The 12,344-nt window shown below is 57.7% G+C and carries 16 protein-coding genes and 1 tRNA gene; 8 read left to right on the top strand and 9 right to left on the bottom strand.

The window, feature by feature from the left end; genetic code table 11:
• Positions 1-27: 27 nt before the first annotated feature.
• The gene (locus tag ACQZ6F_RS18200; protein WP_449093159.1) at positions 28-963 is read right to left on the bottom strand and encodes a DMT family transporter; all 936 of its coding nucleotides are present in this window, start codon (positions 961-963) and stop codon (positions 28-30) included.
• 220 nt (positions 964-1,183) lie between these two features.
• Here ACQZ6F_RS18200 and ACQZ6F_RS18195 point away from each other — a divergent pair, with 220 nt between their 5' ends.
• The gene (locus ACQZ6F_RS18195) at positions 1,184-1,606 is read left to right on the top strand and encodes a helix-turn-helix domain-containing protein (RefSeq protein WP_068387113.1); all 423 of its coding nucleotides are present in this window, start codon (positions 1,184-1,186) and stop codon (positions 1,604-1,606) included.
• Here ACQZ6F_RS18195 and lipB read toward each other — a convergent pair.
• Positions 1,603-2,319, bottom strand: a complete 717-nt coding sequence (lipB, locus tag ACQZ6F_RS18190; RefSeq protein ID WP_449093160.1) for a lipoyl(octanoyl) transferase LipB — start codon at positions 2,317-2,319, stop codon at positions 1,603-1,605. The genes ACQZ6F_RS18195 and lipB overlap by 4 nt on opposite strands.
• Before the next feature lie 242 nt (positions 2,320-2,561).
• Between lipB and ACQZ6F_RS18185 the strand changes: the two genes are divergently transcribed.
• A tRNA-Leu gene (locus tag ACQZ6F_RS18185) sits at positions 2,562-2,646 on the top strand.
• A gap of 177 nt (positions 2,647-2,823) precedes the next feature.
• Here ACQZ6F_RS18185 and ACQZ6F_RS18180 read toward each other — a convergent pair.
• Together ACQZ6F_RS18180 and ACQZ6F_RS18175 are read right to left on the bottom strand one after the other, a co-directional pair.
• Complete coding sequence (locus ACQZ6F_RS18180) at positions 2,824-3,096, bottom strand: hypothetical protein (protein WP_068386877.1); 273 nt, start codon at positions 3,094-3,096, stop codon at positions 2,824-2,826.
• A 165-nt stretch (positions 3,097-3,261) separates the two neighbouring features.
• Positions 3,262-3,423: a hypothetical protein gene (locus tag ACQZ6F_RS18175; RefSeq protein WP_169055434.1), complete on the bottom strand. Its 162-nt coding sequence runs from the start codon at positions 3,421-3,423 to the stop codon at positions 3,262-3,264.
• A 952-nt stretch (positions 3,424-4,375) separates the two neighbouring features.
• On the opposite strand from ACQZ6F_RS18175, the gene ACQZ6F_RS18170 reads away from it, so the two are divergent.
• Positions 4,376-4,696, top strand: a complete 321-nt coding sequence (locus ACQZ6F_RS18170) for a hypothetical protein (RefSeq protein ID WP_449093161.1) — start codon at positions 4,376-4,378, stop codon at positions 4,694-4,696.
• A 579-nt stretch (positions 4,697-5,275) separates the two neighbouring features.
• Positions 5,276-5,809, top strand: a complete 534-nt coding sequence (locus ACQZ6F_RS18165) for a hypothetical protein (protein WP_068386871.1) — start codon at positions 5,276-5,278, stop codon at positions 5,807-5,809.
• A 66-nt stretch (positions 5,810-5,875) separates the two neighbouring features.
• Here the strand turns inward: ACQZ6F_RS18165 and ACQZ6F_RS18160 are convergent, their stop codons facing one another.
• Entirely contained in the window at positions 5,876-6,370 is a 495-nt protein-coding gene (locus ACQZ6F_RS18160) for a peptide deformylase (RefSeq protein ID WP_449093162.1), read from the bottom strand.
• A 308-nt stretch (positions 6,371-6,678) separates the two neighbouring features.
• On the opposite strand from ACQZ6F_RS18160, the gene ACQZ6F_RS18155 reads away from it, so the two are divergent.
• Positions 6,679-7,068, top strand: a complete 390-nt coding sequence (locus tag ACQZ6F_RS18155; protein ID WP_034480869.1) for a MerR family transcriptional regulator — start codon at positions 6,679-6,681, stop codon at positions 7,066-7,068.
• A 97-nt stretch (positions 7,069-7,165) separates the two neighbouring features.
• Positions 7,166-7,603, top strand: coding sequence for a hypothetical protein (locus ACQZ6F_RS18150; protein WP_449093163.1), 438 nt, complete (start codon positions 7,166-7,168; stop codon positions 7,601-7,603).
• A 57-nt stretch (positions 7,604-7,660) separates the two neighbouring features.
• Here the strand turns inward: ACQZ6F_RS18150 and ACQZ6F_RS18145 are convergent, their stop codons facing one another.
• The 3 genes from ACQZ6F_RS18145 to ACQZ6F_RS18135 form a co-directional block, all read right to left on the bottom strand.
• Positions 7,661-8,134 (bottom strand): methyltransferase family protein, encoded by a 474-nt coding sequence (locus ACQZ6F_RS18145; RefSeq protein ID WP_449093164.1) that lies wholly within the window; start codon positions 8,132-8,134, stop codon positions 7,661-7,663.
• A gap of 12 nt (positions 8,135-8,146) precedes the next feature.
• Positions 8,147-9,136 (bottom strand): DUF1624 domain-containing protein, encoded by a 990-nt coding sequence (locus ACQZ6F_RS18140; protein ID WP_449093686.1) that lies wholly within the window; start codon positions 9,134-9,136, stop codon positions 8,147-8,149.
• A gap of 63 nt (positions 9,137-9,199) precedes the next feature.
• Positions 9,200-9,892 carry a DUF599 domain-containing protein gene (locus ACQZ6F_RS18135; RefSeq protein ID WP_449093165.1) on the bottom strand — a complete coding sequence of 231 codons (693 nt, stop codon included), beginning with the start codon at positions 9,890-9,892 and terminating at the stop codon, positions 9,200-9,202.
• Between the two features lie 200 nt (positions 9,893-10,092).
• On the opposite strand from ACQZ6F_RS18135, the gene ACQZ6F_RS18130 reads away from it, so the two are divergent.
• Together ACQZ6F_RS18130 and ACQZ6F_RS18125 are read left to right on the top strand one after the other, a co-directional pair.
• A complete protein-coding gene (locus ACQZ6F_RS18130; protein ID WP_449093166.1) occupies positions 10,093-11,502 on the top strand; it encodes an L-serine ammonia-lyase in 1,410 nt (469 codons plus the stop codon).
• A gap of 58 nt (positions 11,503-11,560) precedes the next feature.
• Positions 11,561-11,995: a DUF1489 family protein gene (locus ACQZ6F_RS18125; protein ID WP_068386852.1), complete on the top strand. Its 435-nt coding sequence runs from the start codon at positions 11,561-11,563 to the stop codon at positions 11,993-11,995.
• A 13-nt stretch (positions 11,996-12,008) separates the two neighbouring features.
• On the opposite strand, the gene ACQZ6F_RS18120 is transcribed toward ACQZ6F_RS18125, so the two are convergent.
• Positions 12,009-12,284: a hypothetical protein gene (locus ACQZ6F_RS18120; RefSeq protein WP_077471057.1), complete on the bottom strand. Its 276-nt coding sequence runs from the start codon at positions 12,282-12,284 to the stop codon at positions 12,009-12,011.
• Positions 12,285-12,344 lie beyond the last annotated feature (60 nt).

Raw genomic sequence — 12,344 nt, 5'->3', positions numbered from 1 at the left:
GCCGGTCCATGCGCAAGATATCCGCACCTACCTCAAATTCTCCGATCGCGACTGCACGCGCTCCCGCCAGATGATGAAGAGGCCTGAACCGACGATGATGGCGATGCCGATCCATTTGGAGAAATTGGGAAAATCGCCAAAGATCGCATAGCCGAGGATCGTCGCCGAGATGATCTCGAAATACTGGAACGGTGCGAGCAGCGACAGGGGCGCCAGCCGGAAGGCCCTGACGACGAGCATGTGCGCGTAGCCGGAGATCGAACCCAGGATCAGCAAGAGGACGAGACCGAGCCCGGAAGCAGGCAGTGACGGCTCGAAATCGGCAATGCCTGCCGAAGCGCCTGTAAACAGAGCGAAGGTCATGAACAATGTGCCGCCCACGCCCGCCATGATCTGCATCGTCATTGGCGAATCGGCTTCGCCGACGGCGCGGTTCATGAACAGATAGAGCGCGTAAAGAAAGGCACAGGCGACCGGAAGCAGCGCCTTCAACCCGAAAATCTCGAAACTCGGCTGGATGACGATCATCGCGCCGCCGAAACCGATGACAATGGCAAGCCAACGCCGCCACCCCACCTTGTCGCCGAGAAACACGGCGGAAAGCGCCGTCAGCATGAACGGCTCGACGAAATAGATCGCGAAGACGTCGGCGAGCGGCATGTATTTGACGGCCGCGAAAAAGAGCAGGCTTGCGGCTCCATGCAAGGCGCCGCGCAGGAGGTTCAGCCAAGGGCGTTTCGCGGAAAAGGCCGCACGGCCGGAAATTGTCGCCAGCAGCGGCAGCATGCATACGAGCTGGAAGAAAAAACGGTAGAATGTCACCTGTCCGGGCGACATGCCCTCGAAACTCGCCATGTATTTGGCGATCGCATCCATCATCGGCAGCATGATCATGGCGCTTGCCATGATCGTCATGCCTTGAAGCGGATTCTGCTGGCTGGGAGCGGCTGAGACGGCGGACATGGACTGTCATCAAACACAGGAACGGCGTGCAATCAAGAAGCGATCAGCGGCGGAATTCAAAACCGCGAGGATGACGGCGGACGAGGGCGCACTTTTCCATTTGGGACAGATCATGGTGGCGAGATGACGCCCATAGACCTATCTGTGCTTTTGGAAACGGCTAAAACAGATAGGCGCCGCGCATGAATTCGTCGGCGCGGCCAAGAAAGGGATCGCACCGATGTTCAAGACCGAACAAGAGACGACCGTTTTTTCGGACGAGGGCGGCGATACCTTGGGCGGCCGGCTCTCCATGGCGCGTGACGCTGCCGGCATCAATCTCGAGACGCTGGCGAACAAGCTTGGCGTCAGCGAGGAAACGATGCTTGCATGGGAATCCGATCGCTCCGAACCCGCGCCATCCACTCTGATCAAGATGTCGGATCTTTTCGGCGTGTCGCCTGCCTGGTTGATGACCGGAACCGGCGACGGGCCAGGCGACGACAGTGACGAGCGGGCGCTGGTGGCCGTGAGAAATGAACTTTCGCGGCTAAGGTCTGCCCATCAGGAAATCGGCCGGCTGATCGAAGCGACCACCAGCCAGATCGAACGGCTCGATCATCAGATCCGGCTGCGCAATGTCAGCAAGGACATTGCGCATTAAGCATCGTTGACGGTTTCGCCGAATACCTGTTCGAAAGCTTCGCGGAGGCGGATATCGACATCCGCCATCATGACCGGCAGGCCGAGATCGACGAGGCTGGTCACGCCATAGGCGGAGATCCCACAGGGGACGATGCCGGTGAAATGGCCGAGATCGGGGTCGACATTCAGCGACAGGCCGTGAAACGTCACCCATTTGCGCACGCGGATGCCGAGGGCGGCAATCTTGTCCTCGGCCATGGTTCCGTCGGGCAGCGCCGGTCGCTCCGGGCGCCTCACCCAGACACCGACACGATCCTCGCGCCGCTCACCGCGTACGTTCATCGATTCGAGGGTGCGGATGATGACCTCTTCGAGAGAAGCCACGAAAGCGCGGATATCCTGCCGGCGACACTTCAGATCGAGCATGACATAGGCAACGCGCTGACCTGGCCCGTGATAGGTGTATTCACCGCCACGCCCGGTGGCGAAGACCGGAAAGCGATCCGGCTCTATGAGGTCAGCCGCATTGGCGCTGGTGCCGGCCGTATAAAGAGGTGGGTGCTCCACCAGCCAGACGAGTTCCGGCGAACGACCGTCGGCAATAGCTGCGACTTCGGCTTCCATGGCCGCCACCGCTTCGTCATAGGGCACAAGGCCATCGGCGATGCGCCAGCGCACCGGCGGGGTGCCTTGCGAGGGAAACATTTGATGTGAGAGTTCGGTGCGAAGCATCTGGCAGTCCTTTGCGCCAATCCGGCAGGCCGCTGATATGGGAAAACCGGTGCGCCGACGGTTGTCCACATATGGAGGTATTCGGACGGAAATTCAAACATCTACGGCACTTGTTCGACAATTCCGGACCGGCAATCCGGGGAGCTGTGCAGGAATTTAAAAAAACTGACACATCGCTCTTGTGCCCCCCGAATGCTTTTGCTACATGCAGCCGCGCCGGAGCAATTCGGCCCTACCACGATGCGGTCGTGGCGGAATTGGTAGACGCGCAGCGTTGAGGTCGCTGTGGGGCAACCCGTGGAAGTTCGAGTCTTCTCGACCGCACCAAGTACTACAAGAAAAGCCCGCTTTTGCGGGCTTTTTCTTTTTAATCTCCTTACAAAAGATGTGATGTTGGACACCGGGCTGATTTGGCCGATCGCCGAAAATCGCTTGCTGGAGCGCAGGTTTCCTGGCTTGTTTTTATCCAAGCTCAACGAAATGGCCGTCTAGGACTGCAGAAGATCACTGCCGGCGGCCGCCAGTCCAGTCTGGGGCTTCTGACCAATTTTCGCCATCGCTCAGAGCACCGGCTGGCGGCAGATCGCCGATGACGACGGTTGTGTACAGTTGGTCGTCATTGATTCTTGTTCCGATCTGATAGATCTGCAGCCAGTTGCCTGTCGGCTCCGTCTTGACGAATTGACCGACGCTGAACGGAACCGGCTGGTCGCTGATCTCGAGGATGTGGAAGGGTTGTTCGGTAATCTTTTTCGTAAAGCCGACAACGTGACGCATGAGACTGCCTCCTGATCGAATGGGTACTAGCCAAACGTCAGCTTCGTCCTGGTTGTTCCGGATTCTTTTGAATGAATGGCGCCTCGCACGCGACAATGCAGATATTCACACCGTAGTTTCGGCCGACTCAGCATTGAAGTCGACGACCGCTGAACCTCCTGGCTTTCAGGAGATGAGCACCTGTGATGCTTCATCCGGAAGCAATTCCGATTCGTCCGGAATGGTCTGCTTCGATTCCGTCACGCGATCCATTTCGTCTTCCGCTTTGAGAAGATCATGCAGTTTCTGATCGGTGAGAATATTGTCGCCATTGTCATGTGAGGTCATGCGGGCAACTCCTTGACCTCTGCAGGCGAGAGCGCAAGGCTCTCGGTTGCTGGCGCCTACGGGTTCAATTGCCAGCCATGTTGCTAAACTATGCCCATTTGTGGGCCAAGGCCAGTCATTTCGTCGCTGCAGATGCTCAATCGATCGGCGCATATCTTTTCTATGAGTGCCGATTCTCAGAAAAAAGGGCGGCTTGCGCCGCCCCTCCGTTCTTATCTGCAGACCCTGACGGCCTTGACGATCCACTTGCCGTGGACCTTCACCTTATGGTGCTCGGTGTGGCAAGCCGGCTTGTGATGATGGCGGGGAGCCGCGTATGCCTGGCCCGATGCAACGATCGCAGAAGCAGCAAACATAGCCGCAAGAGTGAATTTACGCATTTCATAGCTCCAAATGTTTGAGGGCACGCAGATGCGTACGCCATCAATGGTTAACGAAAGCCTATTAATTGTTCGCTCACCTTAGCTTTCGGCCATTTCCAAACCCTCATGGGCAAAGGCGGAGCCGATGGCCATAGGGGACGTTGTCAAGAAAAATGCCCTGGAAGGGAGAGCATCCAGGGCATAAGGAGGGGAACTGCCTGAAAGATAATAGGGCGACATCGGCACACTTCAAGGCTTTAACTTCACTGCAATGCACGCAAGCTCGCAGCTGCGTCTGCATGGGAGATCGCGAAACAGTGATCGTGAATTGGCAACTGTTCGAAAACCCAAGCTTCCAGCTCTATTTCGACGGTGCTAGCGTCTGACAACGATACGGGATTTGGATTTTTCTCGCCGCGGAGCGGTTCGTGACCGTCGATGCGATTTCACATCATGTGAAGCTGACGCGCCAATTCATTGAATGGACAGAAGGCGCGGGTGGAAACACTTCGCAACCGAGGGACAAATGTGAGAAATATTCCCTGCCTACAAATAGTCCCGTATGGCGATCTATTGGACGGAGTAGAGACATGAGAGATCTTATCGGCGCCGCAAAATATCTGAAGATGTGCTGCAAGGCATCGTTAGTGGTGGTCTTGATCGGACTGCCTTCCCTGACCCAAGCCGCGGATACCAAGCCTGCTGCTGCCGGCAACTCGGCGTCAAGCTTCACCTATCGGCGGGCGGATCTTGGCAGCGGCTATTCGACCTCCAGTATCCTGAAGCTGCCCAACAATTCATCTTACTTCGTGACTTGCAATTGCGATGATCGCACATTGCAGGATCTCTCGTGCCCGACCCAGGCTTATGCCTGCACCTGCGTGCCGCATGCCTACCTGATGTGCCAATAAGAAGGGCGGCAGCATGAGCGCCTCCTTTGCAGCAAGATTTCTGATCGCCGCCTCTATCGGGATCTACCTGCCGTCTGCGGCGCTCTGCCAGGACAGCTCTTCATCCTCGAGCGCCGGTGCCAATTATCCCTTTAGCGTGGGGTCTCGCCCTGCGGATGTTGGCCAAGGATTTTCGACTTACAGTGCGACCTCGGTGACGGCGGACCAGCGATTTCTTGTCGAATGCAATTGTCACGATTACACACTCGTGGTGGCGACGTGTCCCGCTCCTCGCTATCAATGCTATTGCAGCCCGAGCGCGTCCCTTATCTGCGATTGAAGTCGCCGTAGGTAAAGTCGCCCCATATCGAGACTGGTTCGCACCTACCTGTGGCTGAGTCCGATGGCCCCTCGAATTGCCATCAAGGATTGGTAGCTGGGCTAAGATACTATTTTCGATCGCTATTTTCGTACAGTCTGCGTTCATATTCGTCCGCATATGGTGTCATCCGTCGCCCCGAAATCGCGTGTCGATTGACAATCGGTAGGGACGATACGATTAATAGTTTCGACATTCGTCATAGAGCGGAGGATTTGCCAATGACTAGTCGTGCCATCCTGTTGATGTCTCTCGCGTCCCTTACGGTTGCAGGCTCGTTAGGCCTCGCTTCTTCGGCTTCTGCGCTAACCATGAAAGAATGCAGCGCCAAATATCAGGCTGCCAAGACTGCTGGTACCTTGAACGGCCAGAAGTGGAACGACTTCCGCGCCACGCAATGCAGCGCGGACGCAAGCGCCACGACGACCGCACCGGCAACGACCGCACCTGCTGCAACGACGCCGGCAAAGCCCGCGAAGACGACGGCAGCCGCCAAGGTTGACGCCAGCGAGCCGGATGCCACCAAGCCACCGGCGACCGAACCGGCAAAGCCGACGATCGCTGCCCCGGCTGGCGTAAGCTTCCCGGCAAGCATCGACCCGAAGTATGCAAGCGACACGCCCGGCAAGGGCCGTTTCCATACCTGCGTCGACGCGTACAACGCCAACAAGGCCAAGAATTCGCTCGGCGGCCTGAAGTGGATCCAGAAGGGCGGCGGCTACTACAGCCTCTGCAACTCCAAGCTCAAGGGCTAAGCCTTGGATTGGACGAATTGATCGAACGGGCGCCTTCGTGGCGCCCGTTTGTTTTTCCAGACCGCTTCAAGTCCGGATCTTTTCCCACTTCTTCGTCAAGCGGTCACGCTTGAGCTTCGAAAGGCGCTGAAGCCAGAAGATGCCATCCAGCTGGTCGATCTCATGCTGGATGCAGATGGCAAGAAAGTCCTCGGCCGCCGCCTCGTGCGCCACGCCATCGATATCCTGATAGCGAAAGCGGATGGCTTTCGGCCTGACGATCTCTTCAGTCATGCCAGGCATGGATACGCTACCCTCCATATGCCGCATGGTTTCTTCCGAGGATGAGAGGATCTCCGGATTGATATAGGTGCGCACGCCGTCTTCGCGGCTGAGTTCTATCACGACCACGCGTTTGAGCACGCCGACATGTGGGCCGGTAATGCCAACGCCGGGCGCGGCGCGCATCGTATCCAGCAGATCCGCCACAAGCGCGCGCAGATCGTTATCGAACACAATGACCGGCGCGCAGGCGGTTCGCAGCAATGGATCGGGGAAGCGGATGATGGGACGAACCGACACGGAATTCCCTATAGTTGGAAGAATAGCTTTGATAGCAGGCAAAATGGATGTGATTCCTGCGGGCCTGTGGATTGATAGAGTACATTAGATTTTGTATCTATCCACCTATCCGCAATGAGTTTTTTCCATTGTAGCATCCATGCTTGGATCGCCACTCAAGCCTCGTGGCGGGGATTTCGTTGTCCGACTTTGCAATGCCGCAGTTCGAACATCCGCAACGCGAAAATGCGAAAACAATGTCATTTTGGTGAAAATTGACTATTACGTAAAAGTCAATATTATAGTCCCCATCAATAAGGGGCGGATTCTTGGTCGACGGATATTATAGCATAACGGAGCTTACGCGGGAATTCGGGGTTTCCACCCGAACGTTGCGTTTCTACGAGGACGAAGGCCTTATCCACCCTGAGCGCCGGGGTCGCACGCGCCTGTTCCGTGCAGCCGATCGGCGCCTGATCATGGAAATCCTGCGCGGACGCCGCATCGGCTTCACCATTGCCGAGATCCGGGAAATCATCCAGGTCTACAAGGAACCTCCGGGCGAGATCGGCCAACTGAAGCTGCTGATGAAACGGGTGGACGAGAAGCGCGACGAATTGCGCCAGAAGCGCAAGGATATCGACGATACCCTCAACGAGCTCGACAATGTCGAGGAGGCCTGTCTTGGGAGACTGGCCGATATCGGTGTGGGCACCTGATTACTGCACACAAGAGATAAACTTCCAACATTACGGCCATAGTTCCGGCGGGAACGCTTCTTAAAAAGCTGAGCGTTCTTGGGGAGTTATTGGCGTTATGGCAAAGCTAGGGGCCGCCTTTATTGCACTTGCAACAGCTCTGTTCGCCGGCCTTGGCAGCAGCTACGCAGCCGAGGACGGTACATCTGATATTCCGGTTGGGTACGCCCTTCTTCTGGATGGCAAGGATGCGAGTTATGGGCAAGTTGTTTGTAAAGTTCATGTTCGCTGCCAGCTTGCCGATAACAAGGAAAGCGGCTTCCAATTGAGTTTGACGCTCGATTCCAAGAAGTTTTTGGCGGGCGACGTTAGTGTGAACTGCGGCAAACAAGAGTGTTCTTTTTCAAACTGGAAAGCATCGACCCGGTTGGAAGGAATCCGTGGTCAAAAAAACATTCGTGAATTTGATCTGTACTCCGGCAGAGATAGCGCCATCGAGGTGGATCTAGTTTATCGCGAAAGAACGAAGATTGGTCGGATCGCGATCCTTTTTTAGAAAAGAGGATCACCGATAGCCCACATTCTGTGTATGGCCTTACAAATCCATCCAGTTTCAAAACCACCGTCGCGTGTGCTTGCAATAAAATTCGAACTCACAGCCGAAGCGGGATAGAAGATGCATTTCCTCGCAGCGGATGACGAGCAGGGTGGTCAGCGCAGCGGCGACCGCGGCCATTGCCACGAACCAGAGATTGCCGATCATCAGGCCAAGTCCGGCCGTCAGCAGCGTGTAGCCGAGATAGGTCGGATTGCGGGTGAAGCGAAATGGGCCAGACGTCACCAGATGTGAGCTGCAGCGCTGGGTCAGCACGGTGGTGCGTCTCTCTACCAGCGTCTTGACGGCCCAGACATTCAGCGTCACCGCAAAGGCCGTGAGGATTGCCCCAATAGCCCATGCTATGATCGACCAGATGAAGGGCAAGGGCAATGGATCGTACCTTTGGAGGTACAATGCGATAAGGACCGCACCACTATAGATTAGCGGCGGCCACGGAAAACTCAGCGACTTCGAACGATAGGCATTCATAGAATAACCCTGTCATTGCGCTTCATCCGTGCATTGTATCGCGATTCGGTTTACTCGCTCATCACTATCTGCCTTGATCGCCCCGGAATTCAGGGGCGTGAAGAGATTTTGCGCCTGCAACTTGTCGAGAGTGCATTGGCAAAAGCTGCGGCACATGGCTTCGCTGCCCGATCGCGTGCATGACGCCACGCATTGCCTGACATAGCCGACGGCTGGATCCTGCTGCGGGGCTGGGGCAACGGTCGATACAAGAAAGACAAGACCAAATAGCAGCGGCTGGTGAATAAGATAGAAGGCTAGGCTGTGGCGACCGGCGCGGGCAATCAGATTGCTGCCCGGACCGAATTTCGCCAGCCATTTCAGCCAGCCGAAAGACATTGCCAGCTGCGCCATGCCGAGGCCGAACAGAAACGGCGTCAGCCAGGGAAAGAGCGGCACATAGTCGTTCGATTGCTGCGGCGTCTCCGACAGGCCGACCCACCAGAGCCAAGGTGTATCGAAGGCGGCCGAATGCAGCGAGAAGGGCGCAATGACATTGTCGACGACGATGCCCGCCGCCAGCAAGGCGGCGATCAGCAGCGTCGCGAAAGCCGGCAGCCGCAGGAAAAGCAGGCCGATGATGCTGGCGGCCGCGATCGAATGAAGGATCCCGAAATAGATCCATCCCGCGCCGATCAGGAAATAGGTAACGAGCGAGATCGCCACGGCCGCGACCACGATCATTCCGAGGCGGCGCCAATAGGAGCGCCAGCGGATCTCGGGCGTATTGGCAAGCACAAGGCTGAAGCCAGCCAGAAACAGGAAGGTGCTGGCAATGGCGCGGGCATAGAGCTTCAACCAGCCCGTCTCCGCCGTGCCGCCATCGAGATAGCCGAAATACTCGAAATCCCAGGTGAAATGATAGCTCGCCATCGCCAAAAGCGCGATGCCGCGCGCCGTATCCAGAATGCCGATGCGGGGCGTTTTTACGGGTGCATCGGCGCTCTCGACGATCGCGACCATGGGGCGGGTCCTTCCAGGCATGAATTCAAATCGTTTGCGCCAGCTTGAGGCGGCGCGGCCTTGTCATGGCACATCGATATCCATGATGGCCAGACGGGCATCGGAAAAAAACTGCCGGCGGATCAGCACGACAATGATGAATATCGTCGTGGCCATGAAGACATAGGGGCTGAGGAACCAGCCGAGATAGCCGATCGACAGGAAGATCGCCCGCAGACCCGCGTTGAAATTGCGCGCGGCGATGACGTTCATGCGAATGACCCGCTCGGCGGCGCGTTCGGCGCGCACGGGATCGAGAATGGCATCCTCGACCATCGGCAGGGAACCGAAGAGAATGGTGCAGTAGTTGAACAGGCGATAGGCCCAGCCGAACTTGAAGAAGGCATAGCCGAACAGACAGGCCAGCCCTGCCACCTTGAGCTCGAAGGCCGCGCGGCCGCCATTGAGGATGAAGGGGAGATCGGAGAAGAAGGCGTTGATCTTGTCCGTGGCGCCCAGCAGCGCGAAGCAGCTGCCAATGGCGAAGATCGAGGTCGAGGCGAAGAAGCCCGTACCGTTCTGCAGTCCGGAGAGGATTTGTGTATCGATCATCTTCAGATCGCGGCGCAGCGAATTATAGATCCATTCGCGGCGGCGCTCGTTCATCGCCAGCGTCAGGCTGGTGCGATTGAAGAAATGGGCGCTGCTGGTGATCCAGTTCAGCGCGACCCAGAGAAAGATGAAGAGGGCGAGGGCGACATAGTCGGCAGTCGTCATAAAAGCAGATTCCCCAGGAGCGATCCGATGTGGACTGTAACGCAGCTCCGGCCGTGTGCAATGGCCTTCTGTTTGCCTCGCCGAATGCCTATATGTTATGTCGCTGCCATGAAATCCGATGTCGGTTGATCGCCGTGCAAGGTTGCCCCGATAGCGTAGCCTTGCCAACAATCGATTTGCCGAGGAGGCACCAAAGGTCCATGTTTCTTTCTGTTTTCGATGTCTTCAAGATCGGTGTGGGACCGTCCAGCTCACACACGATGGGGCCAATGTCCGCCGCGAATCGTTTCCTCGATCTCGTGCTCTCGAACGAGTGGCCGCGCCCATCCTCGAATGTGCATGTTGCCTCGATCAAGGTCAGCCTCCATGGCTCGCTTGCCCATACGGGTATCGGCCACGGCACCGGCAGGGCCGTCATTCTCGGCCTGATGGGAGAGCGGCCTGATAATGTCGATCCGGACCAGATGGACGCCACTATTGACGAGGTCGAGCGCAGCGGGCGCATCACGCCGCCAGGCCATCCCGCCTACCAGTTTCAGCCCAGGACCGACCTTATCTTCGACAAGAAGGTGCCGTTGCCGGGCCATGCCAACGGCATGAGTTTTTCCGCTTTCGACAAGGACGAGCGCCTGCTTGTCAAGCGCATCTACTACTCTGTGGGTGGCGGTTTCGTCGTCACCGATACCGAGCTGGAACAGATGAAGGCCGACAAGAAGAAGCCTGCGGCTGCGGGCGACCGCGTTCCGTTCCCCTTCTCCAGTGCCAATCAGATGCTCGAAATGGCAGAACGCTCCGGCCTCTCGATCGCGCAGATGAAGCGCGCCAACGAAGAGACCCGTATGAGCAGCGACGATCTGGATGCCGGGCTAGACCGCATCTGGGCCGCCATGAGCAGCTGCATCGACCGTGGTCTCAAGGTCGACGGCATCATGCCGGGCGGTCTGAAGGTGCGTCGCCGTGCCCGCGCCATTCACGACAAGCTGCAGGAGGAATGGCGCAGCAACCGCATCAATCCGTTGCTGGCCAACGATTGGCTGAGTGTCTACGCCATGGCGGTCAACGAGGAAAACGCGGCCGGCGGTCGCGTGGTGACCGCGCCGACCAACGGCGCTGCCGGCGTCATCCCGGCGACGGTCCGCTACTATCAGCATTTCCATGAGGATTGGGATCAGGACGGCATCCGCAACTATCTCCTGACGGCTGCAGCCGTCGGCGGTATCATCAAGCACAATGCCTCGATTTCTGGCGCCGAAGTCGGCTGTCAGGGCGAGGTGGGTTCGGCGGCTGCAATGGCGGCTGCGGGGCTTGCCGCCGTCATGGGCGCGACACCGGCGCAAATCGAAAATGCCGCGGAAATCGCCCTGGAGCATCATCTCGGCATGACCTGCGATCCGATCGCCGGCCTCGTCCAGGTGCCCTGCATCGAACGAAATGCCCTCGGCGCCGTCAAGGCTGTCACTGCCGCCTCGCTTGCCCTCAAGGGCGACGGCCAGCATTTCGTGCCGCTCGATGCCTGCATCGAAACCATGCGCCAGACCGGCAATGACATGAGCGAGAAGTACAAGGAAACCTCGCTGGGCGGCCTTGCGGTGAATGTGGTGGAATGCTGAGTGTGGATGCTTGATCTAGAGGCTTGACGCTGCCTGTCAAAAGGATTTCAACGGCGTTATGGCTTTGCATCTCATTAAATTATGCGTGGGCGCGGACTCGATTGATGATCTGCGCGAGTGGGTTTCCGAGCGGGCGATGAACGCCATCGCCGCCGGGCTCGAGCCCCATACTACCCATACAACGCGCATGGTGCCGAAGCGCGTCGACGATCTACTGGATGGGGGCTCGCTCTATTGGGTGATCAAGGGGCAGGTGCAGGCGCGGCAGAAGCTGCTCGGCATCGAGACCTTCACCGATGCGGAAGGGATACACCGCTGCCGGCTGATCCTGGACCCGAGCGTTGTTGAAACCACCGGCCAGCCGCGCCGACCGTTCCAGGGCTGGCGTTATCTGCCTCAGGAAGATGTGCCGCGCGATCTCGACAGTCTCGGCGCTGCTGCAGAAATGCCCGCCGACCTGCGGCGGGAACTTTCCGAACTCGGATTGCTGTAAGATAGGCGCCTGCTTAGCGCAGGCGCATCATGACCGGTGCTCGACCGCTCGGCGCGGTGATGTGCAGATGGATATGTGCGTCCGGCTGCGAGTAGCGCCAGGCTCTTGCTCCATGGCAAAGCAGGATGCCGATCAGGTCTTTCGTCTTGCTGCGCGGTCGCGAACGGTTCAGACCAAGGTCCGCCAACCGCATCGCTGCCTCATGCAGCGGATGAAGAGCAAAGCTCTTCGGTTTCATCTTGCCCCCGCCATCGAGCGAGAAACCAGGAAAGTTCTCGTTCACTGCCATTTCAAATCCCCGTACACGTTACAAACTCAGGGCCGGCCCGATGACATTCGGAACCGGAGG

This window comes from Rhizobium sp. A22-96, from assembly GCF_053521805.1.
The sequence above is the reverse complement of the archived record's forward strand: the minus strand, read 5'-3'. Positions and strand labels throughout refer to the sequence as shown.